General features: G+C 60.8%; 24 protein-coding genes and 2 tRNA genes. 4 read left to right on the top strand and 22 right to left on the bottom strand.

The window, feature by feature from the left end; genetic code table 11:
* Positions 1 to 4: 4 nt before the first annotated feature.
* From infB to ftsH, 10 genes are all read right to left on the bottom strand, one after another.
* A complete protein-coding gene (infB, locus tag CW305_RS00415) occupies positions 5 to 2,506 on the bottom strand; it encodes a translation initiation factor IF-2 (RefSeq protein ID WP_044315672.1) in 2,502 nt (833 codons plus the stop codon).
* A 28-nt stretch (positions 2,507 to 2,534) separates the two neighbouring features.
* Positions 2,535 to 4,016: a transcription termination factor NusA gene (nusA, locus tag CW305_RS00410; RefSeq protein ID WP_014819237.1), complete on the bottom strand. Its 1,482-nt coding sequence runs from the start codon at positions 4,014 to 4,016 to the stop codon at positions 2,535 to 2,537.
* Between the two features lie 47 nt (positions 4,017 to 4,063).
* Positions 4,064 to 4,522 carry a ribosome maturation factor RimP gene (gene rimP, locus CW305_RS00405; RefSeq protein WP_023446161.1) on the bottom strand — a complete coding sequence of 153 codons (459 nt, stop codon included), beginning with the start codon at positions 4,520 to 4,522 and terminating at the stop codon, positions 4,064 to 4,066.
* A 127-nt stretch (positions 4,523 to 4,649) separates the two neighbouring features.
* Positions 4,650 to 4,726 (bottom strand) — tRNA-Met (locus tag CW305_RS00400).
* Between the two features lie 94 nt (positions 4,727 to 4,820).
* Positions 4,821 to 4,906, bottom strand: a tRNA-Leu gene (locus CW305_RS00395).
* A gap of 7 nt (positions 4,907 to 4,913) precedes the next feature.
* Entirely contained in the window at positions 4,914 to 5,297 is a 384-nt protein-coding gene (gene secG / locus CW305_RS00390) for a preprotein translocase subunit SecG (RefSeq protein WP_104096826.1), read from the bottom strand.
* A 4-nt stretch (positions 5,298 to 5,301) separates the two neighbouring features.
* Complete coding sequence (gene tpiA, locus CW305_RS00385) at positions 5,302 to 6,057, bottom strand: triose-phosphate isomerase (RefSeq protein WP_104096825.1); 756 nt, start codon at positions 6,055 to 6,057, stop codon at positions 5,302 to 5,304.
* Positions 6,058 to 6,122: 65 nt separating this feature from the next.
* On the bottom strand, positions 6,123 to 7,460 hold the full coding sequence (gene glmM, locus CW305_RS00380) for a phosphoglucosamine mutase (RefSeq protein WP_023446163.1): 1,338 nt from the start codon (positions 7,458 to 7,460) through the stop codon (positions 6,123 to 6,125).
* A 10-nt stretch (positions 7,461 to 7,470) separates the two neighbouring features.
* Positions 7,471 to 8,322 carry a dihydropteroate synthase gene (gene folP / locus CW305_RS00375; RefSeq protein WP_104096824.1) on the bottom strand — a complete coding sequence of 284 codons (852 nt, stop codon included), beginning with the start codon at positions 8,320 to 8,322 and terminating at the stop codon, positions 7,471 to 7,473.
* 173 nt (positions 8,323 to 8,495) lie between these two features.
* Entirely contained in the window at positions 8,496 to 10,406 is a 1,911-nt protein-coding gene (ftsH, locus tag CW305_RS00370; RefSeq protein WP_042924365.1) for an ATP-dependent zinc metalloprotease FtsH, read from the bottom strand.
* A 476-nt stretch (positions 10,407 to 10,882) separates the two neighbouring features.
* Here ftsH and yhbY point away from each other — a divergent pair, with 476 nt between their 5' ends.
* Complete coding sequence (gene yhbY / locus CW305_RS00365) at positions 10,883 to 11,194, top strand: ribosome assembly RNA-binding protein YhbY (protein WP_041016118.1); 312 nt, start codon at positions 10,883 to 10,885, stop codon at positions 11,192 to 11,194.
* Between the two features lie 33 nt (positions 11,195 to 11,227).
* Here the strand turns inward: yhbY and CW305_RS00360 are convergent, their stop codons facing one another.
* From CW305_RS00360 to grpE, 8 genes are all read right to left on the bottom strand, one after another.
* The gene (locus CW305_RS00360; protein ID WP_014819229.1) at positions 11,228 to 11,659 is read right to left on the bottom strand and encodes a hypothetical protein; all 432 of its coding nucleotides are present in this window, start codon (positions 11,657 to 11,659) and stop codon (positions 11,228 to 11,230) included.
* Positions 11,637 to 12,113 carry a transcription elongation factor GreA gene (greA, locus tag CW305_RS00355; RefSeq protein WP_014819228.1) on the bottom strand — a complete coding sequence of 159 codons (477 nt, stop codon included), beginning with the start codon at positions 12,111 to 12,113 and terminating at the stop codon, positions 11,637 to 11,639. Before greA ends, CW305_RS00360 begins: the two co-directional genes overlap by 23 nt.
* The gene (gene carB / locus CW305_RS00350; RefSeq protein ID WP_104096823.1) at positions 12,110 to 15,331 is read right to left on the bottom strand and encodes a carbamoyl-phosphate synthase large subunit; all 3,222 of its coding nucleotides are present in this window, start codon (positions 15,329 to 15,331) and stop codon (positions 12,110 to 12,112) included. Before carB ends, greA begins: the two co-directional genes overlap by 4 nt.
* 36 nt (positions 15,332 to 15,367) lie before the next feature.
* The gene (gene carA / locus CW305_RS00345; protein WP_090523100.1) at positions 15,368 to 16,516 is read right to left on the bottom strand and encodes a glutamine-hydrolyzing carbamoyl-phosphate synthase small subunit; all 1,149 of its coding nucleotides are present in this window, start codon (positions 16,514 to 16,516) and stop codon (positions 15,368 to 15,370) included.
* A 216-nt stretch (positions 16,517 to 16,732) separates the two neighbouring features.
* On the bottom strand, positions 16,733 to 17,539 hold the full coding sequence (gene dapB / locus CW305_RS00340; RefSeq protein ID WP_014819225.1) for a 4-hydroxy-tetrahydrodipicolinate reductase: 807 nt from the start codon (positions 17,537 to 17,539) through the stop codon (positions 16,733 to 16,735).
* 77 nt (positions 17,540 to 17,616) lie between these two features.
* Positions 17,617 to 18,747 carry a molecular chaperone DnaJ gene (gene dnaJ / locus CW305_RS00335; RefSeq protein ID WP_003280872.1) on the bottom strand — a complete coding sequence of 377 codons (1,131 nt, stop codon included), beginning with the start codon at positions 18,745 to 18,747 and terminating at the stop codon, positions 17,617 to 17,619.
* 122 nt (positions 18,748 to 18,869) lie between these two features.
* Positions 18,870 to 20,783 carry a molecular chaperone DnaK gene (dnaK, locus tag CW305_RS00330; RefSeq protein WP_104096822.1) on the bottom strand — a complete coding sequence of 638 codons (1,914 nt, stop codon included), beginning with the start codon at positions 20,781 to 20,783 and terminating at the stop codon, positions 18,870 to 18,872.
* 99 nt (positions 20,784 to 20,882) lie between these two features.
* Positions 20,883 to 21,452 (bottom strand): nucleotide exchange factor GrpE, encoded by a 570-nt coding sequence (grpE, locus tag CW305_RS00325; RefSeq protein WP_104096821.1) that lies wholly within the window; start codon positions 21,450 to 21,452, stop codon positions 20,883 to 20,885.
* Between the two features lie 201 nt (positions 21,453 to 21,653).
* Between grpE and recN the strand changes: the two genes are divergently transcribed.
* Positions 21,654 to 23,327: a DNA repair protein RecN gene (gene recN, locus CW305_RS00320; protein WP_104096820.1), complete on the top strand. Its 1,674-nt coding sequence runs from the start codon at positions 21,654 to 21,656 to the stop codon at positions 23,325 to 23,327.
* A gap of 56 nt (positions 23,328 to 23,383) precedes the next feature.
* Here the strand turns inward: recN and fur are convergent, their stop codons facing one another.
* Positions 23,384 to 23,788, bottom strand: coding sequence for a ferric iron uptake transcriptional regulator (gene fur, locus CW305_RS00315; protein ID WP_003280866.1), 405 nt, complete (start codon positions 23,786 to 23,788; stop codon positions 23,384 to 23,386).
* Positions 23,789 to 23,883: 95 nt separating this feature from the next.
* Between fur and CW305_RS00310 the strand changes: the two genes are divergently transcribed.
* Positions 23,884 to 24,399 carry an outer membrane protein assembly factor BamE gene (locus CW305_RS00310; protein WP_014819220.1) on the top strand — a complete coding sequence of 172 codons (516 nt, stop codon included), beginning with the start codon at positions 23,884 to 23,886 and terminating at the stop codon, positions 24,397 to 24,399.
* Between the two features lie 41 nt (positions 24,400 to 24,440).
* On the opposite strand, the gene CW305_RS00305 is transcribed toward CW305_RS00310, so the two are convergent.
* Complete coding sequence (locus CW305_RS00305; RefSeq protein ID WP_104096819.1) at positions 24,441 to 24,755, bottom strand: RnfH family protein; 315 nt, start codon at positions 24,753 to 24,755, stop codon at positions 24,441 to 24,443.
* A complete protein-coding gene (locus CW305_RS00300) occupies positions 24,748 to 25,182 on the bottom strand; it encodes a type II toxin-antitoxin system RatA family toxin (RefSeq protein WP_023446175.1) in 435 nt (144 codons plus the stop codon). Before CW305_RS00300 ends, CW305_RS00305 begins: the two co-directional genes overlap by 8 nt.
* A 210-nt stretch (positions 25,183 to 25,392) precedes the next feature.
* Here CW305_RS00300 and smpB point away from each other — a divergent pair, with 210 nt between their 5' ends.
* Positions 25,393 to 25,875, top strand: coding sequence for an SsrA-binding protein SmpB (smpB, locus tag CW305_RS00295; RefSeq protein ID WP_003299438.1), 483 nt, complete (start codon positions 25,393 to 25,395; stop codon positions 25,873 to 25,875).
* Between the two features lie 71 nt (positions 25,876 to 25,946).
* On the opposite strand, the gene CW305_RS00290 is transcribed toward smpB, so the two are convergent.
* On the bottom strand, positions 25,947 to 26,732 hold the full coding sequence (locus tag CW305_RS00290) for a GntR family transcriptional regulator (protein ID WP_041016108.1): 786 nt from the start codon (positions 26,730 to 26,732) through the stop codon (positions 25,947 to 25,949).
* Positions 26,733 to 26,898 lie beyond the last annotated feature (166 nt).

Here is a 26,898-nt window from a genome sequence, read left to right as displayed (position 1 = left end):
TTGCTTACAGCGAACGCGCCACTTCGACCTTCTCGAACACTTCGATCTTGTCGCCGACCTTGACGTCGTTGTAGCTCTTCACACCGATACCGCATTCCATGCCGGCGCGGACTTCCGCGACGTCATCTTTGAAGCGGCGCAGCGATTCCAGTTCGCCTTCGAAGATGACGACGTCGTCGCGCAGGACGCGGATCGGGCGATTGCGATGCACCAAGCCCTCGGTGACCATGCAACCGGCGATGGCGCCGAACTTCGGCGAACGGAACACGTCACGCACTTCGGCGATGCCGAGAATGTTCTCGCGAACGTCGCTGCCGAGCATACCGGTGAGCGCCTTCTTGACGTCCTCAATGATGTCGTAGATGACGTTGTAGTAGCGCATGTCCAGGCCTTCGGCCTCGACGATCTTGCGCGCCCCCGCATCAGCCCGAACGTTGAAGCCGAACAGCACGGCGTTGGAGGCCAGTGCGAGGTTGGCATCGGATTCGGTGATACCACCGACACCGCCACCCACCACACGAACCTGCACTTCGTCGTTGCCCAGGCCGTTGAGAGAGCCCTGCAGCGCTTCGAGCGAGCCGCGCACGTCTGCCTTGAGCACGATGTTGAGCGTCTTCTTCTCGTCCTGACCCATGGTCTCGAAGATGTTCTCCAGCTTGCCGGCATGGGCACGAGCCAGTTTCACTTCGCGGAACTTGCCCTGGCGGAACAACGCAACTTCACGGGCCTTCTTCTCGTCGGCCACAACGGTCAGGTCGTCACCGGCTTCCGGCGTACCATCCAGGCCGAGGATCTCGACCGGAATCGACGGGCCGGCTTCCTTCACAGGCTTGCCGTTCTCGTCGAGCATCGCACGAACGCGACCGAAGTTGACGCCACACAGGACCATGTCACCCTGACGCAGGGTACCGTCCTGAACCAGCACGGTGGCTACCGGACCGCGACCCTTGTCAAGGCGCGACTCGACCACCACACCGCGACCAGGCGCAGACGGCGTTGCCTTGAGCTCGAGGAGCTCGGCCTGCAGCAGAACGGCTTCGAGCAGTTCGTCGACGCCGGTACCCATCTTCGCGGAGACCGGAATGAACGGCGTGTCGCCGCCCCACTCTTCCGGAATCACGTCGAGCGCGCCCAGGCCGTTCTTGATGTTGTCCGGATTCGCATCCGGCTTGTCGATCTTGTTCACCGCGACCACGATCGGTACGCCGGCAGCCTTGGCGTGCTGGACGGCTTCCTGCGTCTGAGGCATCACGCCATCATCCGCCGCGACCACCAGGATCACGATGTCGGTGGCCTTGGCACCACGAGCACGCATGGCGGTAAACGCCGCGTGACCAGGGGTGTCGAGGAAGGTGACCATGCCACGCTCGGTTTCGACGTGATAGGCACCGATATGCTGGGTGATACCACCAGCCTCGCCGACAGCCACCTTGGCGCGACGAATGTAGTCGAGCAGCGAGGTCTTGCCATGGTCAACGTGACCCATCACGGTCACGACCGGCGCACGCGAGACCGACTCACCTTCGAACTTCAGCAGCTCGGCCAACTGCTCTTCCAGAGCGTTGTCGCTGACCAGCTTGACCTTGTGGCCCAGCTCTTCGGCAACCAGCTGAGCAGTTTCCTGATCCAGCACCTGGTTGATAGTGACGGGCGAGCCCATCTTGAACATGAACTTGATGACTTCGGCCGCTTTCACCGACATCTGCTGGGCCAGTTCGGCCACAGTGATGGTTTCGCCGATCGACACTTCGCGCACTACAGGTCCTGTTGGGCTCTGGAACCCATGCTGATTACGCTTCTTGAGCTTGGACTTGCCGCGACCGCCGCGACGGAAACCATCGGCCTCGTCTTCACCGGTACGTACGGTACGCGCCAGCGGAGCCTTGGTCTTGAGCGAAGGACGATGCTGCGCATGCTTGCGATCACGACGCTCGTCGTCATCACTGCGTGGCTTCTCGACACGACGAGGCTCTTCCTTCTTACGCTCAGGCGCAGGAGCTACAGGCTCGACCGCAACCGGTGCAGGTTCGGCGCTCACCGCCGGCTCAACAGCTGCTGGCGTAGAGGCCTCGCCCTGAGGCTTGACCGACTCAGCCTGACGGCGTGCTTCTTCTTCGGCACGCTCGCGCGCGTCCTGCTCGGCCTTCAGGCGAGCAGCCTCTTCAGCCGCGCGCTGCTCCTCGGCTTCGCGACGCTGTTCGGCTTCGATTTCCTCGGCGCTGCGCTTGACGAAGGTCTTCTTCTTGCGCACTTCAACGCTGATGGTCTTGCTACCGCCAACCTTGAGTTTGGTAGTGGTCTTACGCTGCAAGGTGATCTTGCGCGGCTCGTCCACTTTCGCCCCGTGGCTGCTTTTCAAATGGGCCAACAGGGCCTGTTTCTCGTTATCGGTCACTACTTGCTCGGCGCTGGTGTGCGACAGTCCTGCCTCACGCATCTGCTGAAGCAGTCGCTCGACCGGTGTGGCGACCACCTGGGCCAGTTCTTTCACCGTGACTTGCGTCATGCATTTCTCTCCTCAGGCCGCTAATTACTTACTCGAACCAATGGGCTCGGGCGGCCATGATCAGCTTGCCGGCACGCTCTTCATCGATGCCGTCTATGTCGAGCAGGTCGTCTATCGACTGCTCGGCCAGGTCTTCGCGGGTGATGACGCCCCGCACGGCCAACTCGACCGCCAGTTCTTTATCCATGCCATCGAGTGCCAGCAGATCTTCAGCCGGCTGAGCATCCGCAAGCTTCTCCTCGTTGGCGATGGCCTTGGTCAGCAGGCGATCTTTGGCCCGCGTACGCAGCTCATTGACGATGTCTTCGTCGAAGCCTTCGATGCCAAGCATTTCCTCCATGGGGACATAGGCAATCTCTTCGAGGGAGGTAAAGCCCTCTTCCACCAGCACCTGTGCAAGTTCCTCATCAACGTCCAACTCATCAATGAAGTTGCGCAGGATGTCACCGGTTTCTTCCTGCTGCTTGGCCTGGATGTCCGCTTCAGTCATGACGTTGAGCGTCCAACCACTAAGCTGACTGGCCAGACGCACATTCTGACCGCCACGGCCGATCGCCTGCGCCAGATTGTCTTCGGCAACCGCGATATCCATGGCGTGAGCGTCTTCGTCGACGATGATCGCGGCCACTTCAGCCGGAGCCATCGCATTGATGACAAACTGAGCCGGGTTCTCATCCCACAGGACGATATCGACGCGCTCGCCGCCAATTTCGCCAGAGACGGCCTGAACCCGCGAACCGCGCATGCCGATGCAGGCGCCCTGCGGATCGATGCGCTTGTCCTTGGAGCGAACGGCGATCTTGGCCCGCGAACCAGGATCACGCGACGCACCCATGACCTCAATGAGGCCTTCGGCGATTTCTGGCACTTCGATGCGGAACAGCTCGATCAGCATCTGCGGCGCAGTACGCGACAGAATCAACTGCGGGCCGCGGTTCTCAGTGCGAATTTCCTTGAGCAGTGCGCGAACACGGGCACCGACGCGGAAGGTTTCACGCGCAATGATGTCTTCGCGAGCCAGCAACGCTTCGGCGTTATTGCCGAGGTCGACGATAACGCTATCGCGGGTCACTTTCTTGACCGTGCCGGAGATGATCTCACCCAGACGATCACGATAGGCTTCTACCACCTGCGCACGCTCGGCCTCGCGCACTTTCTGCACGATGACCTGCTTGGCGGTCTGCGCCGCAATACGGCCGAACTCGATGGACTCGATTTTCTCTTCGAACACATCACCAAGCTTGGCGTCGGGATTACGCGCCTGAGCCTGATCCAATGCCAACTGATGGGCCGGATCTTCAAAGTGCTCATCGTCTACGACAGTCCAGCGACGGAAGGATTCGTAGCTGCCATTGTGGCGATTGATTTCCACACGCAGATCAACTTCGTCCTCGTAGCGCTTCTTGGTAGCCGTGGCCAAGGCCAGCTCAAGCGCTTCGAAAATCACACTCGCCGGTACGCCCTTTTCATTGGACACCGACTCCACAACCAGCAGTACTTCTTTGCTCATCGTACGCCTCGCCTTTCGCAATCCATTGGGTTCCGCGGGATCCGTTCTCAGTCAAAACGGGGAATGATGTTGGCCTTATCGATCATGTCGATCGGCAGCAGGTACTCATGGTCGTCCACCTGCACCACGACATCCTGCTCTTCCACCCCACGGAGAAGACCCTGGAAATTGCGCCTGCCCTCGAAGGGCGAGCGCAGCTTTATTTTTACCTGATCACCGATATGGGCCGTGTACTGTTCGATCGTGAACAGCGGCCGATCCATGCCAGGAGAAGAAACCTCAAGGGTGTAGTCCACGCTGATTGGATCTTCCACATCGAGCACACCGCTCAATTGACGACTGACCTTCTCGCAATCGTCGATGAGGATGCCATCGGCATGGTCGATATAGACACGCAACAGTGAATGCCGCCCCTGGGAAATGAACTCAATACCCCAGCACTGATAGCCAAGCGCCTCAACCACCGGGGCCAACAAGGCCTGCAACTGTTCTAGCTTGCTCGACATCGAAGTCCCTCGCGCATGCTGTACAAATGAAAAATGGGCGAAACGCCCATCCCTTTGACCGCCTGTAAATGCCGGCGACCTGGCCTCAAGCTAATAAAAAGCCCCTGTACAGGGGCTCTTTATTGACTGGTTGCGGGGGCTGGATTTGAACCAACGACCTTCGGGTTATGAGCCCGACGAGCTACCAGACTGCTCCACCCCGCGTCAAACTGGGCACGAATTATACGACCCATGCCTAATACAGGTCAACCGAAACCCTTAAACACAAGAAAGCCCGCACTAGGCGGGCCTGCTTGTTTGGTACCGAGGAGGGGACTCGAACCCCTACAGCCTATGGCCACTACCACCTCAAGGTAGCGTGTCTACCAATTCCACCACCTCGGCAAAAACCTTATTGCCCTTCCTCCACCTCAGGGAGATCACCAGCAGCGTCCGCCGGCTTGCGCTGCTCGAGCACAGGGACGTCTTCGACTGCTGGCTTGCTGGCCGGCACTTCCAGCACAGCTGGATCCGGCAGCCCCGCCTGGGACAACTGATCAGCCTGCTGTTTCGCGAAGAACGCCAAACCCAGACTGGTCACGAAAAAAACGCCGGCGAGTATAGCAGTAAGCCGACTCAAAAAGGTAGCAGAACCTTGGCTTCCGAAAACAGTTGCCGAAGCACCCGAACCGAACGAAGCACCAGCATCTGCACCCTTGCCCTGCTGCAGCAGTACCAGCGCAACAACACCTAGAGCAACCAGCAGATGCACCACAATCACGACAGTCTGCAACATCTGTTCAGTTCCCCGCGGCGCGACAGATCGCACCAAATTCATCCGCTTTCAGAGAGGCTCCACCAACCAACCCCCCGTCAATATCCGCCATTGCGAATAGCTCAGCGGCATTCTCCGCCTTGACGCTGCCGCCGTACAGAAGCCTTACGCCTTCAGCGATGCGGCCATCATGACGCGACAACTGCTCTCGAATGGCAGCATGTACTTCCTGCGCCTGCTCAGGCGTTGCGGTCAAGCCACTACCAATCGCCCAAACAGGCTCGTAAGCAATAACCGCCGACTCGAATGCGGCGACACCACGGTCATCCAGCACTCGCGCCAACTGTCGCCCAACCACTTCGAGCGTCTTGCCTGCCCGTCGCTCTTCAAGCGTCTCACCCAGGCACAACACAGGCTTAAGACCACCCACCTGCGCTGCCGAAAACTTGCGACTGACCACTTCGTCCGTCTCACCCAACAACAGGCGACGTTCTGAGTGACCAACCAGAACCCACTTACAACCGAAATCAGCGAACTGCTCAGCCGAAACCTCACCGGTCAGCGCCCCGAAGCCATTCTGCGCCGCACAATCCTGGGTACCGACGGCAACATGCTCACCATCAACACCATCCAGAACCTGAGAGACATGCACAGCGGAGGGAAACACCGCAATCTCGACATCCGCAGGCAAAACCTGCATCCGGAGAGACTCGACAAGCTCTGCGACGCTAGCGCGGGTACCGTTCATTTTCCAGTTACCAGCTACTATGGGGCGACGCATGCTTTACCTCATCGGTCAAAGTGGGCGCAGATGTTACTCAACAGCAAACGCCCTGGCAAGCGCGATTACGCACAAACTTCGGTAACGATCTTCGCCAGCTCCTCAGCCATGCCACGCACCTGACTTTCGTCATCGCCTTCAACCATGACACGCACCAGCGGCTCGGTCCCGGACTTGCGCAAAAGCACGCGGCCACGACCACCCATGCGCTCGGTAACACTGTCGCAAGCAGCTTGCACGCTAGGATGCGAAATTGGATCGCGCTCGCCAGAAAAGCGCACGTTGATCAGAACCTGAGGGCACTTGTGCCAAGCCAGTCGCTCCTGCGCGAGCGTCTGGCCGCGCCGACGAAGCGCCAGCACCACCTGCAACGCCGCGATGATCGCATCGCCCGTGGTGGTGTGCTGCGCACAGACAATATGCCCGGAGTTTTCACCACCCAATGCCCAGCCACGCTCAAGCATCTCCGCGATCACGTAGCGATCTCCCACCTTGGCGCGGGTGAACGGTATCTCCCGCGCTTTCAAGGCAAGCTCAAGCCCCAGGTTACTCATCAGCGTGCCGACAACGCCGCCAGCCAACCGATCTCGCTCCTGCAAATCAGTCGCGATGATGTAAAGCAGTTCGTCGCCATCCACGACCGCACCGGTATGGTCGACCATCATCACCCTGTCACCGTCGCCATCGAAGGCTATGCCCAGATCCGCGCCATGATCGACAACCGCCTTCTGCAGCTGCCCGACATGAGTGGAGCCGACATCGGCATTGATGTTCAGACCGTCCGGCTGCGCACCTATAACCACCACCTCTGCGCCCAGCTCACGGAACACGCTGGGTGCAACCTTGTAGGTCGCGCCATGCGCGCAGTCGATCACCAGCTTCAACCCGGAGAAATCAGTGCTGGTTGGCACGCTGCTCTTGCAGAACTCGATATAACGGCCAGCCGCGTCATTGATGCGGGATGCCTTGCCAAGCTGTGCCGAGTCGACCACGGTCATCGGCGCATCGATCAACTCCTCGATCATCAGCTCCACTTCATCAGGAAGCTTGGTGCCGCGACCGGAAAAGAACTTGATTCCGTTATCGTGATGCGGGTTGTGCGAGGCGCTGATCACAATACCCGCCTCAGCATGGAAGGTACGCGTCAGATAGGCGACTGCGGGCGTCGGCATAGGCCCAAGCAACAGTACGTCCGCGCCAGCCGCCGACAAGCCCGCCTGCAATGCTGACTCGAACATGTAGCCCGAAATACGCGTGTCCTTACCGATCAGAATCCGGCACTTTCCCTGCTTGCGAAAGGCCATGCCAGCCGCCCAACCCAGCTTGAGCATGAAGTCCGGGGTGATCGGAGCCTGCCCGACGTGCCCACGGATGCCATCGGTACCGAAGTATTTTCTAGTCATGGTGCCTTCCCTATTGCGCCGCCTGCACTGCAGCAATCATTCGAACTACATCAACCGTCTCGGCAACGTCATGGACACGCACAATTTGCGCGCCCTTGCCTACGGCGAGCGCCGCCAAAGCCAGACTGCCGTACAAGCGCTCATCAACTGGCCGACCCAGCACGGCCCCGATCATGCTCTTGCGCGAGACACCGACCAGCAATGGCCGACCCAGCCGATGCAGTACCTCCATACGCCTGAACAGCACAAGATTATGGTTCAGCGTCTTGGCGAAGCCGAAGCCGGGATCTAGGACGATGCGATCGAGCGGGATTCCCGCCGCAGCACACGCACCCATTCGCCGGTCAAGAAACGAACAAACCTCCTCCACAACGTCGTCGTAGCGGGGATCCCTCTGCATATCACCTGGCTCGCCGCGCATGTGCATGAGGCAGACCGGCAGGCCAGCGTCAGCCGCGGCATCCAGCGCACCGTCGCGCTGCAGCGAGCGCACGTCGTTGATCAGCCCAGCGCCCAGCCTCGCACACTCGCGGATGACTGCGGGCGTGGACGTATCCACCGAAACGACCACGTCGAGCTCCCGCGCGATCATCTCTACGATCGGTGCGACCCGCTCCAGCTCCTCGGTCGGCGAGACGGCGCGCGCGCCAGGGCGCGTAGACTCGCCACCAACATCGATCAGCGTAGCCCCAGCCACGGCCATTGCTTCGGCATGCCGCAGGGCTGCCTCGCGCTCGGCAAAGCGACCACCATCAGAGAAAGAATCGGGTGTGACGTTGAGAATCCCCATCACATGAGGACGGGAAAGATCGAGAACCCGGCTGCCACATACCAGCCGAGCGGGGGAAAGAGATTCGGTCATTTACGAGCCTTGAGCCTTCAGGCCGGACACCCTGAACAGGCGCCCACCCACACCAGCTGCACCACCATGGCGCAGCGGGCTGGACAATTTACACCAGAAGGGGCGCCTATGCGCCCCCTCTGGTGTACTCCGATTTTCACGCGCCCAATACAGCCACTGGCTTGCGCATGCCCTCAATGCTCGCCGGCAGGACCACCGATCGGGGTTTGCGGGCGACTATCATCCGGCACGACTGGCGTACCGGACGCGCCCGAGCCACCTTCCCAATCACGCGGCTCCCGAGGTGTGCGCCCAGCCATGATGTCGTCGATCTGCGGCGCATCGATGGTCTCGTACTTCATCAAGGCTTCGGCCATCACATCCAGCTTGTCGCGATTATCGGTCAAGATCTGCTTGGCCGTTCCGTAGCAGTGGTCGATGATGCTGCGGACCTCTTCATCGATCAGCCGCGCGGTTTCACCGGATACATTGGAATGCTGGCTGCCGGCACTGCGACCGAGAAACACCTCGCCTTCTTCTTCGGCATACATCAACGGGCCAAGCTTCTCCGACAAGCCCCACTTGGTCACCATGTTCCGCGCCAACTGCGTGGCGCGCATGATGTCGTTCGACGCACCCGTGGTGACACCCTCGAAGCCCAGTGTCATCTCTTCCGCAATCCGTCCTCCGAACAAGGAGCAGATCTGACTGATCAGCGCCCGCTTTGACAGGCTGTAACGATCCTCCTCCGGCAGGAACATCGTGACGCCTAGCGCTCGACCGCGAGGAATGATGGAAACCTTGTATACAGGATCATGCTCGGGGACCACGCGCCCGACGATGGCATGACCTGCTTCGTGGTAAGCAGTGTTGAGCTTCTCCTTCTCGGACATGACCATTGACTTGCGCTCGGCGCCCATCATGATCTTGTCCTTGGCCAGCTCAAACTCACGCATTTCGACGATGCGCTTGTTGGAGCGCGCGGCAAACAACGAAGCCTCGTTGACCAGATTGGCGAGATCCGCACCGGAGAAGCCCGGAGTGCCCCGCGCAATTACACCCGGCTCGACGTTCTCGCTGATCGGCACCTTGCGCATGTGCACCTTCAGGATCTGTTCGCGACCACGAATATCCGGCAGGCCGACTACAACCTGACGGTCGAAACGCCCTGGACGAAGAAGCGCAGGATCGAGCACATCGGGACGGTTGGTCGCCGCAATGACGATGATCCCGTCGTTCATTTCGAAACCGTCCATCTCCACCAGCAACTGGTTGAGGGTCTGCTCGCGCTCATCGTGCCCACCACCGAGACCTGCGCCACGATGACGGCCGACTGCATCGATCTCATCGATGAAGATGATGCACGGCGCGTGCTTCTTCGCCTGCTCGAACATGTCGCGGACACGACTGGCACCGACACCGACGAACATCTCGACGAAATCCGAACCGGAAATGGTGAAGAACGGCACCTTGGCTTCACCTGCAATCGCCTTGGCCAGCAGCGTCTTACCAGTGCCGGGCGGGCCGACCATCAGCACACCACGCGGAATGCGACCGCCGAGACGTTGAAACTTGCCAGGATCACGCAGGAACTCGACCAGCTCGTGGACTTCTTCCTTCGCCTCATCGCAGCCGGCGACGTCAGCAAAGGTCGTCTTGACCTGATCTTCGGAAAGCAGGCGCGCCTTGCTCTTGCCGAAACTCATCGGCCCACCCTTGCCACCCGCACCGCCCTGCATCTGCCGCATGAAAAACATGAATACAGCGATGATCACCAGAATCGGGAAGCTGGCAACGAGAAGCTGGGTCCAGATACTTTGCTGCTCAGGCTGCTTGCCCTCGATCAGCACGTTGTTGTCGAGCAGATCGCCGATCAGACCATTGTCCTGAATCGCCGGGCGAATGGTCTTGAAGGTATCGCCTTCGCTGCGCTTGCCGATGATCACGAAACCATCGACCGTCACACGCTCGACGCGCCCTTCCTTGACCTGCTCGAGGAAGTCGGAATAGCTCAGCGTCTGCGGCTCGCTGGGGCTGGAGAAGTTGTTCATCACCGTGACCAGGACGGCGGCGATGATCAGCCACAGAATCAGGTTTTTTGCCATGTCGTTCAAATTAACTACCCTCTGGAGCAAACCCGTTGTCTGCGGGCCGCATGACGGCCGGTTGGTTGCTCGGCCTAACTTACTACACAACGTACTGGAACTGGCAGCCGGTCTGTAACCCTATGAAACAGCCTAGCCCTTGTAACACCGAGCCGTCCATTCAACTGAAGCCTGCACGATAGACCGCAAGATATGGCATTTTGCACCGAGCACTATTCGCTAGCGCCCCCCGCGACGCAACTCTGCAACCCATATTGGGGCCGCATGGACAATCACAAGGCCGGCATGATTTTTCGTCAGCTGATATCTGACGCGTATCCAGAGACATTCGACGCACGATCCCAGCCACCGAAGAAGAACTTTTCGTCGGTACGGACGGATACAGCATGCCCCAAGCTGACGCCTCATCTGTGCGGTCATGCACCTCTCGGTTACACTAGCCGCCGTTTCCAAGGTTCTGACGCAAGGGTCGACATATGCCGCTCACCAACGAGCAAAAGAAGCAGTACAAATCCATCGGCCACCATCTGAAACCGGTCCTGATCGTAGCCGAGAACGGACTGACCGAAGGCGTTCAAGCCGAACTCGAGCGGGCCCTGAACGACCATGAGCTGATCAAGATCCAGTTCCGCCTCGCAGAGCGTGAAGACCGCCGCGCGCTGATGGAAGAACTGTGCAAGGTCGGCAAGTGCGAGCTGGTACAGACCATCGGCAAGATGGCCCTGGTGTACCGCAAGAATCCGAAGCCGAACAAGCAGCTTTCGAATATTCACCGCTTCCAGGCCTGAGATCGTGCGCGACAGACTCAATCTGCCGCGCGCTCAGTACTCGCGTCCCGGAGCGGGCTGCAAGACCAGCATCAGGCCACACAGCGCCATCACCAGAAAGCTGAAGCTGGCCCAGTAGAGCGAGTCGAACCAGCCCGCCCGCATCAACAACTGGCTGCCCGCGAGCATCATTACTGTCAGCAAAAGCTGGCCGCGAACGTCACGCCACAAGCCGCGCAGCCCCATCACCTGAACCAATACCAGCGCCTGCAGCGCGCTACAGAATGCGGCAAAGCCGACCAGCAGCGGCTTCAGGCTGCCAGCGATCTCATCGACCAATAAAGGTGCCAGCCCGACGCGCCCAAGGGCAGGCAAGACCAGAAATTGCAGCAGCCACAAGCCGCCGACCCAGAATGTCTGGGCCAGCTGCCAGGTGATGATGCCAGCCCGCGCCGGCTGTCGGTCAGACGTGGCGGACTTCGACAATCTCGTACTCGATCAACCCACTGGGCGTTTTGACGGCTACGACATCACCTTCTTCCTTGCCGATCAATGCGCGGGCAATCGGCGAACTGACCGAAAGCTTGCCCTGCTTGATGTCAGCTTCATCGTCGCCGACGATCTGGTAGGTCACCTGCTCGTCGGTCTCGACATTGGCGATATCCACAGTGGTACCGAAGATTACCTTGCCAGTCGGCGTGATGTTGGCGATATCGATAACCTGGGCGTTCTGCAGTCGACCCTCGATGTCGCGGATACGCGCCTCAACCATGCCCTGCTGCTCACGCGCAGCATGATACTCGGCGTTCTCCTTGAGATCGCCCAGTTCGCGCGCCTCGGCGATCGCCTGGGTGATCTGCGGACGCAAAACGGTCTTCAGATGCTTGAGTTCGTCTTCCAGGGCGCGAGCGCCCTGGATGGTCATTGGAAATTTTGTCATGCCTTGATTCCTGCATGGAGATCCTGCAGCCGGCGCACAGTCTTCTCGGGACCGAACTTGAGCGCCTCACAGATCGCCTGGCCACCCGCGATGGTGGTGGTGATGCAGATCTTGTGCTGCAGGGCGTTGCGCCGAATGGAATACGAATCGGCGATGGACTGGCGGCCTTCGGTAGTGTTGATGACCAATGTGACTTCGTCATTCTTGATCATGTCGACCACGTGCGGACGGCCTTCGGTCACCTTGTTCACACGGCGCACCGGCAGTCCGGCCGCCTCGATGATCCGCGCGGTGCCGGCGGTGGCCACCACCTCGAAACCGAGCCCGACCAGATCACGAGCGACCTGTTCGACGTAAGGCTTGTCGTCTTCGCGCACGCTGAGGAACGCGCAACCCGAGGTCGGCAGGATTTCGCTAGCGCCCAACTGGGCCTTGGCAAAGGCTTCGGCAAAGCTGTCGCCCACACCCATTACCTCACCGGTTGACTTCATTTCCGGCCCGAGAATGGTATCCACGCCGGGGAACTTGGCGAACGGGAATACCGCTTCCTTGACGCTGTAGTAGGTCGGGATGATTTCGCGAGTGAAGCCGATTTCCTTCAGTGTCTTGCCAGCCATCACGCGCGCCGCAACCTTGGCCAACGACTCGCCAATGCACTTGGAAACGAACGGCACCGTACGCGAAGCACGCGGGTTGACCTCGAGCACGTAGATATCTTCGCCCTGCACGGCCATCTGTACGTTCATCAGGCCTATCACGTCGAGCTCCAGGGCCATCTTGCGCACCTGGTCACGAATCTCGTCCTGAATATGCTGCGGCAGCGAGTAGGCCGGAAGCGAGCAGGCCGAGTCACCGGAGTGGACACCGGCCTGCTCGATGTGCTGCATGATGCCGCCGATGACGACGTCAGTACCGTCGCAGACCGCGTCGATATCCACTTCGATGGCGCAGTTGAGGAAGTGATCCAGCAGCACCGGGCTGTCGTTGGACACCTGGACCGCTTCTCGCATATAGCGCTTGAGTTCCTCTTCCTCGTAGACGATCTCCATCGCCCGGCCGCCCAGCACGTAGGACGGGCGCACCACCAGCGGGTAGCCGATCGCCTTGGACGCAGCGATGGCTTCCTCCTCACTACGCGCCGTGGCGTTCTGCGGCTGACGCAGATTCAGACGCTGCACCATCTGCTGGAAGCGTTCACGGTCTTCGGCGCGGTCGATTGCATCCGGACTAGTGCCGATGATCGGTACACCCGCCTCCTCCAACGCACGGCAGATCTTCAGCGGGGTCTGCCCGCCATATTGCACAATCACGCCCTTGGGCTGCTCGACACGGACGATTTCCAGCACGTCTTCCAGGGTTACCGGCTCGAAGTACAAGCGGTCGGACGTGTCGTAGTCGGTGGAGACGGTTTCCGGGTTGCAGTTGACCATGATGGTCTCGTAGCCGTCTTCGCGCATCGCCAGCGCGGCGTGCACACAGCAGTAGTCGAACTCGATGCCCTGTCCGATACGGTTGGGGCCGCCACCCAGGATCATGATCTTGTCGCGGCTCGACGGGTTGGCCTCGCACTCTTCCTCGTAGGTCGAATACATGTAGGCCGTGTCGGTAGCGAACTCGGCGGCGCAGGTGTCGACGCGCTTGTAGACCGGCAGCACCTTGAGCTTGTGACGGTGGCTGCGCAGGTTCTTCTCGGTGACGCCTAACAGCTTGGCCAGACGCGCGTCGGAAAAACCCTTGCGCTTGAGCTTGTACATCATGTCGCGGTCGATGCTGGACAGGCCCAGCGTCTTGACGTGCTCTTCATCCTTGACCAGATCCTCGATCTGCACCAGGAACCAAGGATCGATCTTGGTCAGCGCGAACACATCTTCGACACTCTTGCCGGCACGGAAGGCGTCGGCGACATACCAGATGCGATCGGCGCCCGGCACCGTCAGTTCGCGCTTGAGGGTGCTCTCGGCCTCGGCGTCAGCCAGATTCAGTTTCGGATCGAAACCGGTTGCGCCGACCTCCAGGCCGCGCAGGGCTTTCTGCACAGACTCCTGGAAGGTCCGGCCGATGGCCATGACCTCGCCCACGGACTTCATCTGGGTGGTCAGGCGGGCGTCGGCCTTGGGGAATTTCTCGAAGGCGAAACGCGGAACCTTGGTCACCACGTAGTCGATCGCCGGCTCGAAGGAAGCCGGCGTGCGGCCGCCGGTGATGTCGTTCGACAGCTCGTCGAGGGTGTAGCCGACCGCCAGCTTGGCGGCGATTTTGGCGATCGGGAAGCCGGTGGCCTTGGAGGCCAGTGCCGACGAACGCGACACCCGCGGGTTCATCTCGATCACCACCATGCGGCCGTCGACCGGGTTGATGCCGAACTGCACGTTGGAGCCGCCGGTTTCCACGCCGATCTCGCGCAGCACCGCCAGGGAGGCGTTGCGCATGATCTGGTATTCCTTGTCGGTTAGCGTCTGGGCCGGCGCGACGGTGATGGAGTCGCCGGTGTGTACGCCCATGGGGTCGAAGTTCTCGATCGAGCAGACGATGATGCAGTTGTCCTTCTTGTCGCGGACCACCTCCATCTCGTATTCCTTCCAGCCGATCAGCGACTCGTCGATCAGCAGCTCACTGGTCGGTGAAAGGTCCAGGCCGCGGGCGCAGATCTCTTCGAACTCTTCACGGTTATAGGCGATGCCGCCGCCGGTGCCACCCATGGTGAACGACGGGCGAATGATGCAGGGGAAGCCGACCTTGTCGAGCACGCCGTAGGCTTCTTCCATGTTGTGCGCGATGCCGGATACCGGACAGGCAAGACCGATGTCCTTCATCGCCTTGTCGAAGCGCGAACGGTCTTCGGCCTTGTCGATGGTGTCGGCGTTGGCACCGATCATCTCGACGCCGAACTTCTCCAGAATGCCGTGCTTTTCCAGGTCCAGCGCGCAGTTCAGCGCGGTCTGGCCACCCATGGTCGGCAGCAGTGCGTCTGGACGTTCCTTCTCGATGATCTTGGCCACGGTGGCCCATTTGATCGGCTCGATGTAGGTGGCGTCAGCCATGGCCGGGTCGGTCATGATGGTCGCCGGGTTGGAATTCACCAGGATGACGCGGAAGCCTTCCTCCTTCAGCGCCTTGCAGGCCTGAGCGCCGGAGTAATCGAACTCGCACGCCTGGCCGATGACGATGGGGCCGGCGCCGAGGATGAGGATGCTTTTGATATCTGTACGTTTTGGCATTTTCTTACTCTCGAATCCTTTGGTCAGTCGGCAGGCTTAGCGGCGCTTGGCCATGGCTTCGATGAAACGGTCGAACAGCGGCGCGACGTCATGCGGCCCCGGGCTCGCTTCGGGGTGACCCTGGAAGCTGAAGGCAACCTTGTCGGTGCGCTCGATGCCCTGCAGGGTGCCATCGAACAGCGACTTGTGTGTCGCACGCACATTGGCCGGCAGACTAGCTTCGTCCACGGCAAAGCCATGGTTCTGACTGGTGATCATCACCACACCGGTCTTCAGATCCTGAACCGGGTGGTTCGCACCGTGGTGGCCGTTGGGCATCTTCACGGTCGTGGCGCCGGAGGCGAGCGCCAGCAACTGGTGACCAAGGCAGATGCCGAACACCGGGATGTCGGTTTCGAGCACTTGCTGGATCGCCTTGATCGCGTAGTCGCAAGGCTCGGGGTCACCCGGGCCGTTGGCCAGGAAGATACCGTCCGGGTTCAGCGCCAGGGCTTCGCTGGCAGGCGTCTGTGCCGGAAGCACGGTGACGCGGCAACCGCGGGCGACCAGCATGCGCAGGATGTTGTACTTCACGCCGTAATCAAAGGCGACGACATGGTAGGACAGCTCGCTGGCGGGAATCTCGGCATGGCCGTCATCCTTCAGGCACCAGACACTGGAGCGCCACTCGTAACGCTCCTTGACGCTGACTTCCTTCGCCAGATCCATGCCCTTGAGGCCGGGGAAGCTGCGCGCCAGCTCCAGCGCTTTCTCTTCTGTCGCGTCGCTACCAGCCAGGATGCAGCCGTTCTGCGCACCCTTCTCACGCAGGATACGGGTCAGGCGACGAGTATCGATGCCGGCGATGGCAACGGTGCCATTGGCCTTGAGGTAGTCAGGCAGGGGTTGCTTGTCGCGCCAGTTGCTGGAAATCAGCGGCAGGTCGCGAATAACCAGACCCGCAGCCCAGACTTTCCAGGACTCGGCATCCTCCGGCGTAGTACCAGTGTTGCCGACATGAGGATAGGTCAGGGTTACGATCTGCTTGGCGTAGGAAGGATCGGTGAGGATTTCCTGATAGCCGGTCATGGCGGTGTTGAACACCACCTCACCAATGGTTTGCCCATCGGCGCCGATGGATTCGCCGCGAAAGATGCTGCCATCGGCAAGAGCCAGAATGGCTGGCGTAAGGGCTGGCTTAGTCAAGAGACCTCCCGTAGATCAAGGCTGGAGCAGACGCAGATTGTAAAAAAGCGGGATGACGTGTGAAGGTCATCCCGCTTTTTGTTTGATTCATTTCTGCGCAACTTTTAGTGGACACACTAAAGCGGGAAGCTTACATAAAACCGCCTTTCGGGTCCAGCCAAAATAGCCGGCAAACGCACTCGAACGGGGCGCGACGCTGCCAGCCGACGCAGCGAATCATTTCAGACCGAGCACATCCTGCATGTCGTAAAGACCTGCCGGCTTCTCGTCCAACCATAGCGCGGCACGCACGGCGCCCTTGGCGAAGGTCATGCGGCTGGAGGCCTTGTGGGTGATTTCCACACGCTCACCATCGGCGGCGAACAACACTGTGTGATCACCGACCACGTCGCCGGCACGGACGGTAGCGAAGCCGATGGTATCGCGCTGACGCGCACCGGTTTGCCCCTCACGTCCATATACCGCAACCTTCTGAAGGTCACGCCCGAGCGCCTCGGCGACGACTTCACCCATGCGCAGTGCGGTACCAGAAGGTGCGTCCACCTTGTGCCGGTGATGCGCTTCGATGATCTCGATATCCACGTCGTCACCTAATACCCGCGCTGCCGTATCCAGCAGCTTGAGGCACAGATTGACGCCAACACTGAAGTTGGCGGCAAAGACGATCGGGATGTCCCTGGCCGCCGCAACGAGACGCTCCTTCTCGTCAGGCGAGAATCCGGTGGTACCGATCACCATCGCCTTGCCGGCGCGCCGGCAGACTTCCAGATTCTTCAGGGTCACCGAAGGATGGGTGAAATCGATCAGCACGTCGAACTCATCGATGGCCCTGACGAGCTCACCGGTCAGCGGCACACCCAGACGACCGATGGCTGCCAGCTCGCCGGCATCGGCACCCACCAGAGTGCTGTCCGGACGATCGATGGCCGCCGTCAGGCCGGCGGCACCACTGGTCTGCTGTACCGCCTCGATCAAGGTCTTGCCCATACGCCCGGCGGCGCCGGTCACTGCAATACGTCGCATCAATTCAGCTCCAGGCTGCAGGCTTCAAGCGAAGGACGCAGGCACGAAGCCTGTCATCCTCCACCCATAGGCCCTTGTCATACATCACCGAAAAAGCGCTTCACACCTTCGAACCAGCCACTGGCCTTGGGGGAATGCGAGGTGTCACCCTGCAGCGTGCCGCGAAACTCCTCGAGCATCTCACGCTGACGCTTGCTCAGGTTGACCGGCGTCTCCACCGCGACCCGACACAGCAGATCGCCCGCCGCACCACCGCGCACCGGCGCGACCCCCTTGCCACGCAAGCGGAACTGCTTGCCGGTCTGGGTACCCTCAGGAATCTTCAGTTTGACGCGGCCATCCAGGGTCGGCACTTCCAGCTCGCCACCCAACGCGGCATCGGCAAAGCTGATCGGTACTTCGCAATACAAATGTTTGCCATCGCGCTGGAAGATCGCGTGCTCGCGCACATTGACCACCACATACAGATCGCCGGCCGGGCCACCCTGAGTGCCCGCCTCGCCTTCGCCAGACAGACGAATGCGATCACCGGTATCGACACCCGGCGGCACCTTGACCGAGAGTGTCTTCTGCTCCTCCACGCGCCCCTGCCCATGGCAGCTGCCGCACGGATCGGAAATCATCTTGCCGCTGCCGTGGCAGCGCGGGCAGGTCTGCTGTACCGAGAAGAAACCCTGCTGCATGCGCACCTGGCCGATACCGCCACAGGTGGTACAGGTCACCGGGCTGGTGCCCTTCTTCGCACCGGAGCCATCGCAGGTCTTGCACTCGACCAGCGTCGGCACGCGGATAGTCACGGTGGTGCCGCGCACCGCCTCTTCCAGGTCGAGTTCGAGCGTGTAGCGCAGATCGCTGCCACGCTGTGCGCCGCCACGGCCGCCGCCGCGGCCGCCACTGAAGAAATCGCTGAACACGTCGCCGAAGATATCGGAGAAGTTCGCACCACCGTAACCGGCACCGGCTGCCCCAGCACCCATCTGCGGATCGACACCGGCGTGGCCGTACTGATCGTAGGCAGCTCGTTTGCTCGGATCGGAAAGTACTTCGTAGGCCTCATTGGCCTCCTTGAAGGCGTCTTCAGCCGCCTTGTCCCCCGGATTGCGGTCCGGGTGATGCTTCATCGCAAGGCGCCGGTAAGCTTTTTTCAGCTCTGCCTCGCTGACGCCGCGCTCGACGCCCAGCACCTCATAAAAATCGCGTTTGGCCATAACTATCCTGAACCCTCAAATTCATGCCTTCCAGACACGCCGACGCGGGAGCAAGCCCCCGCGCAGCGGTCGGGCCCGCCCGAACGATGTCGGCGCGGGCTGGAGCGGAAGCAAGCCAGGGCTTACTTGTTGTCCTTGACCTCTTCGAACTCGGCGTCGACCACGTCGTCGCCCGGCTTGCCCTGCTCATCTGGCGACTGACCTTCACCAGCCTGGGCCTGCTCGGCGTACATCTTCTGCGCGACCGGGGTTGAAGCCTGGGAAACCGCCGCGATCTTCGCTTCGATCTCAGCTTTGTCGTCGCCCTTGATGGCCACTTCCAGCTCGCCAAGCGCCTTCTCGATGGCCGCCTTGTCATCGTCGCTGGCCTTGTCGCCGGCTTCGGTGAGCATCTTGCGAGTGGCGTGCACCAGCTGGTCGCCCTGGTTACGTGCGGTGGCCAACTCCTCGAACTTGCGGTCTTCCTCGGCATTCGCCTCGGCATCGCGGACCATCTGCTCGATTTCTTCCTCGGACAGACCCGAGTTGGCCTTGATCACGATGGATTGCTGCTTGCCAGTGGCCTTATCCTTGGCAGACACGTGCAGGATGCCGTTGGCGTCGATGTCGAAGGTGACCTCGATCTGCGGCATGCCACGCGGTGCCGGCGGGATCTCGGCCAGATCGAAGCGACCCAGCGACTTGTTCTGCGCAGCCTGCTTGCGCTCGCCCTGCAGCACATGAATGGTCACGGCGCTCTGGTTATCGTCCGCAGTGGAGAACACCTGCGACTTCTTGGTCGGGATAGTGGTGTTCTTCTCGATCAGCGGCGTCATCACGCCACCCAGGGTTTCGATGCCCAGGGTAAGCGGCGATACGTCGAGCAGCAGCACGTCCTTGACGTCACCGGCCAGGACCGCGCCCTGAATGGCAGCACCCATGGCCACGGCTTCATCCGGGTTGACGTCCTTGCGTGCTTCCTTGCCGAAGAACTCGGCGACTTTCTGCTGCACCAGCGGCATACGGGTCTGACCACCGACCAGGATCACGTCGTCGATCTTCGAAACGTCAACGCCGGCATCCTTCAGCGCAATGCGGCAAGGCTCGATGGTGCGCTGCACCAGATCCTCGACCAGCGCTTCCAGCTTGGCGCGGGAAATCTTCACGTTCAGGTGCTTCGGACCAGACGCGTCAGCGGTGATGTACGGCAGGTTGACGTCGGTCTGCTGGCTGGAGGACAGCTCGATCTTGGCCTTCTCGGCAGCTTCCTTCAGGCGCTGCATCGCCAGCGGATCACCCTTGAGGTTCATGCCGGTTTCTTTCTTGAACTCGTCGACGAGGTAGTCGATCAGGCGGATGTCGAAGTCCTCACCACCGAGGAAGGTGTCGCCGTTGGTAGCCAGCACTTCAAACTGGTGCTCACCGTCGACTTCGGCGATCTCGATCACCGAAACGTCGAAGGTGCCGCCACCCAGGTCATAAACGATCACGGTGTGGTCGCCCTTGGCCTTGTCCATACCGTATGCCAGCGCAGCCGCGGTCGGCTCGTTGATGATGCGCTTGACGTCCAGACCGGCGATACGACCGGCATCCTTGGTGGCCTGACGCTGGCTGTCGTTGAAGTAGGCCGGAACGGTGATCACCGCCTCGGTCACCGGCTCACCGAGGTAGTCCTCGGCGGTCTTCTTCATCTTCTTCAGGATTTCAGCGGAGATCTGCGGCGGCGCCATCTTCTGGCCATTCACCTCGACCCAGGCGTCGCTGTTGTCTGCCTTGACGATCTTGTAAGGGACCATCTGAATGTCTTTCTGCACGACGTCTTCGTCAAAGCGACGACCGATCAGACGCTTTACCGCATACAGGGTGTTGTGCGGGTTGGTCACTGCCTGGCGCTTGGCCGACTGACCAACCAGGATTTCGCCGTCGTTCGCGTACGCGATGATCGACGGAGTGGTACGGCCGCCTTCGGCATTTTCAATTACCTTGGCCTTGCCGTTTTCCAGAATCGAGACGCAGGAGTTGGTGGTTCCCAGGTCGATACCGATGATCTTACCCATTTAATTCGCTCTCCAAATTTCGATTGGTCCGCGCCTGTTTTACCGGCTGCGGGTAACACAAAAACGCTTGGCTACCAGATGGGGGTCGGCAACCGGATTTCAAGCCTTCTCATCAATCGAAGGCGGCACATCGGCAGGCGCCTTGCTGACGACGACCATCGCCGGACGCAGCAGGCGACCGTTGAGCAGGTAACCTTTCTGGAACACCTTGAGCACGTTGCCCGGCTCGACATGGGTGCTTTCTTCCATGGCCATGGCCTGGTGATGCTCAGGATTGAACGGCTCGCCATGCGGATCGAGCTGCTCGAGCTGGTGACGCGCCAGCGTGTCCTGAAGCAGCTTGAGGGTCAGCTCGACGCCCTCACGCATGGGCTTGACCGCCTCGTCATCAGCACTGGACAGCTCAAGGCCACGCTCGAGACTGTCGGCAACGGCAAGCAAATCACCGGCGAACTTTTCCAGGGCGAACTTGTGCGCCTTCTCGACATCCTGCTCGGCGCGCCGGCGGATGTTCTGCAGCTCAGCCGCAACGCGCAGTGACTGGTCCTGCGCAGCGGCCAGCTGCTCTTCCAGCGACTGCACGCGGGCGGCCAGATCCTCGGCTACGTCCGCTTCCGAATGCTCGGGCGCTTCCGGGTTCTGGTTATCCAGGTTCTGCTCGTCGGCCATAGGTCCTCCTCTCTATACGATCAGCGGGCAGCAAACCCGCGCTTGTGCCGCTATATGGGGGCGCGAAAACAGGCTTCAAGGGCGGAAAGCGAAGAGCGCCCAGCGAAATGACGAGCAACCGCACATTCATCCTTCAACGCTTGTAGCGCCCAGGAAAACCACTGTATAAATACCCAGCCACGCAAATCGGGAGCCCTTGCCATGCTGGTTCATCTATCGGTCCACAACTACGCCATCGTCGAGCACCTCGACCTCGAGCTGAAACGCGGCATGAGCGTCATCAGCGGAGAAACCGGCGCAGGCAAGTCGATTATGCTCGACGCCCTCGGCCTGACGTTGGGCGACCGGGCCGACAGCAGCGTGGTGCGCATCGGCGCCGACAAGGCCGACATTCTTGCCAGCTTCGACCTGGACGATATTCCCGACGCCCGCGCCTGGCTCGCCGAGCGCGACATGGACCATGACGGGCCCTGCATCCTGCGCCGTGTCATCACCGCCGAAGGTCGTTCCCGCGGCTACATCAACGGCACCCCTTGTCCGCAGGGCGACCTCAAGTCGCTGGGCGAGCTGCTTATCGATATCCACAGCCAGCACGAGCATCAATCCCTGCTGAAGACCGACACCCATCGGCGCCTGCTCGATGAGTACAGCGGCAACCAGGAGCTGGCGCGACAGGTCCAGCTGGCCGCCCAGCGCTGGCGGCAGACGCGACAGACCCTGGAACGTCTGAGCAACAGTGGCGACGAACAGCGCGCACGCCACCAATTGCTCAGCTACCAGCTGGAAGAGCTGGAGAACCTGGCGCTGGGCGAGAACGAACTGGAGCAACTCGAGCGCGAACACAAGAACCTGGCCAATGCTGAGCAGTTGCTCGGCGCCTGCCGCCAGGTCATGGAGCTGTGCAGCGAGAGCGATGCCGGCAACGTGCTGTCGGCACTGACCAGCAGCCTGCAGCGTCTGAGCGCCTTCCAGAACCAACCTCAAGCCCTGAGCGAAGCAGTCAATCTGCTGGCAAGCGCGCAGATTCAGGTTGAAGAGGCGATCGGCGAGCTGAACCGCTTCGTCGATCACTTCGACGCAGATCCGGAGCGCCAGCAGATGCTGGAAGAGCGGCTGGATACCATCTACACCCTCGCTCGCAAGCACCGCGTGCAACCGACCGAACTGCCCAACCTGCACCAGCAGCTGCTGGAGGAGCTAGAAGGGCTGAACGCCGACGACGAAGCAGTCGAGCGCCTCGGTGAAGAACTGGCGGCCTACGCTCGGCACTACGAAGAAAAAGCCGGCGAACTCAGCCGCATGCGCCAGGCCGCGGCCGAACAACTGGCCAGCGCTGTCGAGGTAGAGATTCAAAGACTGGGTATGCCAGGCGGCAGATTCAACGTGCAACTCAAGCCTGCAGCCGAAGGCGAACTGATGCCCTACGGCCTGGAGCAGGTCGAGTTCCTGGTCAGCGCCAACCCGGGCCAGCCCCTGCGCGCCCTGGCCAAGGTCGCATCCGGGGGTGAACTATCACGCATCAGCTTGGCGATTCAGGTGATCACCGCGCAGACATCCCGCGTACCGACACTGGTGTTCGATGAAGTCGACGTGGGTATCGGCGGCCCCACCGCGGAGATCGTTGGCCAGCTGCTGCGCCGCCTCGGCGAGCGCGGCCAGGTGCTGACCGTCACCCACCTGCCCCAAGTCGCCGCCCAAGGACATCACCACCTGTTCGTGCACAAGGCTCGCGGGGCGGATGAAACCCGCACTGCCGTCGCAGAACTGGATCAGAACGGCCGCGTCGAGGAAATCGCGCGAATGCTCGGCGGCGTCGACCTGACCGAGCAGTCTCTGGCACATGCCCGACAGATGGTCACCTCCGCACAAGCCTGAGCCCGGCAGCCAGGCACAAAAAAGGCGGCCTTGGCCGCCTTTTTCATATGTCTGGATCAGTCTTTTTTGCGCACGTAGAGCACCAGATTGTGATCCACCAGCTCGTAGCCGTGACGCTTGACGATTTCTTTCTGCAACTTCTCGATCTCGGGATCGAAAAACTCGATGACGTCGCCGCTATCGACGCAGACCATGTGGTCGTGATGCCCGCCGTCGGCCAGCTCGAAGACGGCATGACCACCATCGAAGTTGTGCCGAACTACCAGACCGGCCGCCTCGAACTGGGTCAGCACGCGATAGACCGTCGCCAGACCGACATCCTCACCCGCTTCCATCAACGCCTTGTAGACGTCTTCGGCGCTCATGTGGCGGCGATCGGTAGTGTCCAGCATCTGCAGGATCTTGACCCGCGGCAGAGTTACCTTGAGACCAGCTTTACGTAGTTCGCTATTTTCAACCATGGTTGGCTTTCTCGCTGCTGCTGTTTCGCAGCCTCCTTCAATACGGGTATGATCCGGGTTCTTTGCCCAGCCAAGATAGTGGAAGTCACCCACCGATGCAAAACACCAAGCTCATGCTGGCCAGCCTCTCCTTCGCAGGTCTGGTCGCACTCGCCGGTTGTTCATTCCCCGGGGTTTACAAGGTCGACATTCAACAGGGCAATGTCGTCACGCAGGACATGATAGACCAGTTGCGCCCCGGAATGACCCGCCAGCAGGTGCGGTTTATCATGGGCAACCCGCTGATCACCGACACCTTCCATGCCAACCGCTGGGACTACCTGTACAGCATCCAGCCGGGCGGCAGTCCGCGCCAGCAGGAGCGCGTCAGTCTGGTATTCAATGCCAACGACCAGCTGGCGGGCCTGGCCGGCGACTTCATGCCCGGCGTAAGCCGCGATGAACAGATCCTTGGCCGCGACGCCCAGGCGCCTGACGCGGCTCCTGCCGCCCAGCCAAGCCAGCCTGAAGAGCGCCCTGCGCCTGGCTCGCTGCTGGAGCAGATTCAGCGTGAAGTGGATGAAGCAGAGCCGGTTCCGGTGCCGATTCCCGAACCGCTGGAAACCGAATAAAGAAACGCCCGGCTAGCCCGGGCGTTTTTGTTTCAGCATATTCAAGCGTCTTCGGCCTTGTTCTTTGCTGCCCGTGCGGCGCGCTGTTTGCGCACCTCTTTCGGGTCGGCAATCAGCGGCCGGTAGATCTCCACGCGCTCACCCTCCTCGAGCACGCGCTCATCGGGCTTGGGCACGGCCTTGCCGAAGATACCCAACGGAGCTGCGGCCAGATCGAGCCCCGGGAAGTGCGTATCCATTCCCGAACGCAAGGCCGCGTCGCGCACGGTGGTGCCCGCGGGCACGGTCATCTGCAGCAGCTTCTGCTTGTCGGCCAGGGCATAGACCACTTCGACCGCAATCGATTGCTTATCCATATAGCTGCTTCGCCCGCTCGCAGAAGGCATCGACCAAAGTGTTGGCAGCCTGGTTGAACAGCGGCCCGAGCGTTGCCTTGACCAGCGGCCCGGCGTAATCAAAGGTCAGATCCAGGCTTATCTTGCAGGCCTTTTCCCCCAGGGCCTTGAATTCCCAGATGCCATGAAGATGGCTGAATGGGCCTTCCTCAAGCGTCATCTCGATACGCTTGCCGAGGTCCAGGGCGTTGCGCGTCATGAAGCGCTGGCTCAACCCGGCCTTCGCCACCGTCATGCTGGCGTGCATTTCGGTCTCGCTGCTGGAAAGCACCTCAGTCGCTGAACACCAGGGCAGGAACTGCGGGTAGCTGGCTACGTCGTTGACCATGTCGAACAGCGCCTGGGCCGGGTACGGCAGCAGCGCGGAACGTTGAATGTGCGTCGTCATGCGGACCTTCTACGTCGTCGTTTCATTGCGCGCCATCCAAAAGTTGGCGCAGCCAGCCCGCAACCGCGGCTTCCGGGCGACACCCGGGAAGCGGCTCAGCGCAAAGCGGGGCACATTGTCGGGGATTAACGGCTGCCCCTCAAGTTTCTGCCGCCAGCGCTCTTGCAGGCTGTCGCCAGCCGCAGCGGGACTCCCTATAATGCGGCCCCTATGGCCAAACAGAAGAAACAGTCCCCCGGGACCATCGCGCTGAACAAGAAAGCGCTACACGACTACTTCATCGAACAGAAATTCGAGGCGGGCCTCGTCCTGGCCGGCTGGGAAGTGAAGAGCATGCGCGCCGGCAAGGCTCAGCTGGTCGACAGCTACGTCCTGCTCAAGGATGGCGAAGCCTGGCTGATGGGTGCGCACATCACGCCGCTGACCAGCGCCAGCACACACGTCATTGCCGACCCGACCCGCACCCGCAAGCTGCTGCTGAACAAGCGCGAGCTGGGCAAGCTGTTCGGCGCCGTACAGCAGAAAGGCTACGCCTGCGTAGCGCTGTCGCTGTACTGGAAGAAGCACATGATCAAGTGCGAGATTGCCCTCGGCAAAGGCAAGAAGGAGTACGACAAGCGCCACACCGAGAAGGAACGCGATTCCGATCGGGAGATCCAGCGCGCAATGCGCACCAAGGGCAAGGACGACTGAGCCACGCTCAGCGTTTGGCCTGATCAGCCTAAGCAGTGATACCGAGCCGGCAGGCAGTGCCGGCTCCGCTCTCACCCTTCCTTCTGCATCCGCTCTCCCTGCCTGCGCTGCGCGCGCGCCAGACGCTGAGCCTCCTGCTGACCTTCAGCCAGCACTTCCTGCACGTAATTGATATGCCGATGAATAACCTCCCGCGCCTCGGTCGCTCGCCTGGCCATGATCGCCTCGTACAACTCGCGATGCTGGCTCATCAGCATGTCCCGCGTTTCGTCACGCAGGGCGTACATGCCGCCGATATTGGTCACCACGTTGCGCTTGAGCAGGTCGAACAGGCCACGAATGGTATGCAGCAGCACCGCGTTGTGGCTGGCTTCGGCAATGGCGAGATGGAACTGGGCATCGGCTGCGCCCTCTTCTGCCCGAGAGACCTTGCCTTCCCGGGCGTAGCAGTCCTGCAATGCAGCAAAGGCTTCGGTGAGCCGCTTCCGATCCACCTCGGTCGCACGCAGCGCTGCGTAGTAGGCGCAGCTGCCCTCGAGCGTGTGGCGAAACTCCAATAAGTCACGCTGCGCATCGCTGTTGTTTTCCAGCAGATGCAGCAACGGATCACTGAACGTCGAGCCCAGCGACTCGGCGACGAACGTACCTCCGCCATGCCGACTGACCAGCAGCCCCTTGGCCGCGAGCTTCTGAATCGCTTCGCGAAGCGAAGGCCGCGAGACGCCAAAGCTTTCAGCCAGGGCGCGCTCCGCAGGCAGACGCTCACCCGCCTTGAGCGTGCCCTCGAGAATCATGGTTTCCAGCTGCGCGACGATATCGTCCGCTAGCCGCCGCTGCCGCACCATCCCCACGTCCATAGCCACCCCGAATGGTCATACCAATCCGAAAATGCTAGCCATGACCGCGCATCTGCACAAGGCCGGTTGTTGCGACCAAAGTCTATAGCTAGCTAATTGACGCCCCTATACGCAGCTCTTACGCTGGCCATTCACTTCTGTTAATTGGTATTACCACTTTACAGAG

Origin of the sequence: Stutzerimonas kunmingensis, from assembly GCF_002929225.1 — a bacterium.
Taxonomy (GTDB): Bacteria; Pseudomonadota; Gammaproteobacteria; order Pseudomonadales; family Pseudomonadaceae; genus Stutzerimonas.
Note: the sequence above shows the minus strand (reverse complement) of the source record. Positions and strands in the feature narration are given on the sequence as shown.

What these genes read in the sequence shown, in the direction of transcription:
- infB (WP_044315672.1), bottom strand. Translation starts at nt 2,506, where the DNA reads ATGACGCAAGTCACGGTGAAAGAACTGGCCCAGGTGGTCGCCACACCG.
- nusA (WP_014819237.1), bottom strand. Translation starts at nt 4,016, where the DNA reads ATGAGCAAAGAAGTACTGCTGGTTGTGGAGTCGGTGTCCAATGAAAAG.
- rimP (WP_023446161.1), bottom strand. Translation starts at nt 4,522, where the DNA reads ATGTCGAGCAAGCTAGAACAGTTGCAGGCCTTGTTGGCCCCGGTGGTT.
- secG (WP_104096826.1), bottom strand. Translation starts at nt 5,297, where the DNA reads ATGTTGCAGACTGTCGTGATTGTGGTGCATCTGCTGGTTGCTCTAGGT.
- tpiA (WP_104096825.1), bottom strand. Translation starts at nt 6,057, where the DNA reads ATGCGTCGCCCCATAGTAGCTGGTAACTGGAAAATGAACGGTACCCGC.
- glmM (WP_023446163.1), bottom strand. Translation starts at nt 7,460, where the DNA reads ATGACTAGAAAATACTTCGGTACCGATGGCATCCGTGGGCACGTCGGG.
- folP (WP_104096824.1), bottom strand. Translation starts at nt 8,322, where the DNA reads ATGACCGAATCTCTTTCCCCCGCTCGGCTGGTATGTGGCAGCCGGGTT.
- ftsH (WP_042924365.1), bottom strand. Translation starts at nt 10,406, where the DNA reads ATGGCAAAAAACCTGATTCTGTGGCTGATCATCGCCGCCGTCCTGGTC.
- yhbY (WP_041016118.1), top strand. Translation starts at nt 10,883, where the DNA reads ATGCCGCTCACCAACGAGCAAAAGAAGCAGTACAAATCCATCGGCCAC.
- greA (WP_014819228.1), bottom strand. Translation starts at nt 12,113, where the DNA reads ATGACAAAATTTCCAATGACCATCCAGGGCGCTCGCGCCCTGGAAGAC.
- carB (WP_104096823.1), bottom strand. Translation starts at nt 15,331, where the DNA reads ATGCCAAAACGTACAGATATCAAAAGCATCCTCATCCTCGGCGCCGGC.
- dapB (WP_014819225.1), bottom strand. Translation starts at nt 17,539, where the DNA reads ATGCGACGTATTGCAGTGACCGGCGCCGCCGGGCGTATGGGCAAGACC.
- dnaJ (WP_003280872.1), bottom strand. Translation starts at nt 18,747, where the DNA reads ATGGCCAAACGCGATTTTTATGAGGTGCTGGGCGTCGAGCGCGGCGTC.
- dnaK (WP_104096822.1), bottom strand. Translation starts at nt 20,783, where the DNA reads ATGGGTAAGATCATCGGTATCGACCTGGGAACCACCAACTCCTGCGTC.
- grpE (WP_104096821.1), bottom strand. Translation starts at nt 21,452, where the DNA reads ATGGCCGACGAGCAGAACCTGGATAACCAGAACCCGGAAGCGCCCGAG.
- recN (WP_104096820.1), top strand. Translation starts at nt 21,654, where the DNA reads ATGCTGGTTCATCTATCGGTCCACAACTACGCCATCGTCGAGCACCTC.
- fur (WP_003280866.1), bottom strand. Translation starts at nt 23,788, where the DNA reads ATGGTTGAAAATAGCGAACTACGTAAAGCTGGTCTCAAGGTAACTCTG.
- CW305_RS00310 (WP_014819220.1), top strand. Translation starts at nt 23,884, where the DNA reads ATGCAAAACACCAAGCTCATGCTGGCCAGCCTCTCCTTCGCAGGTCTG.
- CW305_RS00305 (WP_104096819.1), bottom strand. Translation starts at nt 24,755, where the DNA reads ATGGATAAGCAATCGATTGCGGTCGAAGTGGTCTATGCCCTGGCCGAC.
- CW305_RS00300 (WP_023446175.1), bottom strand. Translation starts at nt 25,182, where the DNA reads ATGACGACGCACATTCAACGTTCCGCGCTGCTGCCGTACCCGGCCCAG.
- smpB (WP_003299438.1), top strand. Translation starts at nt 25,393, where the DNA reads ATGGCCAAACAGAAGAAACAGTCCCCCGGGACCATCGCGCTGAACAAG.
- CW305_RS00290 (WP_041016108.1), bottom strand. Translation starts at nt 26,732, where the DNA reads ATGGACGTGGGGATGGTGCGGCAGCGGCGGCTAGCGGACGATATCGTC.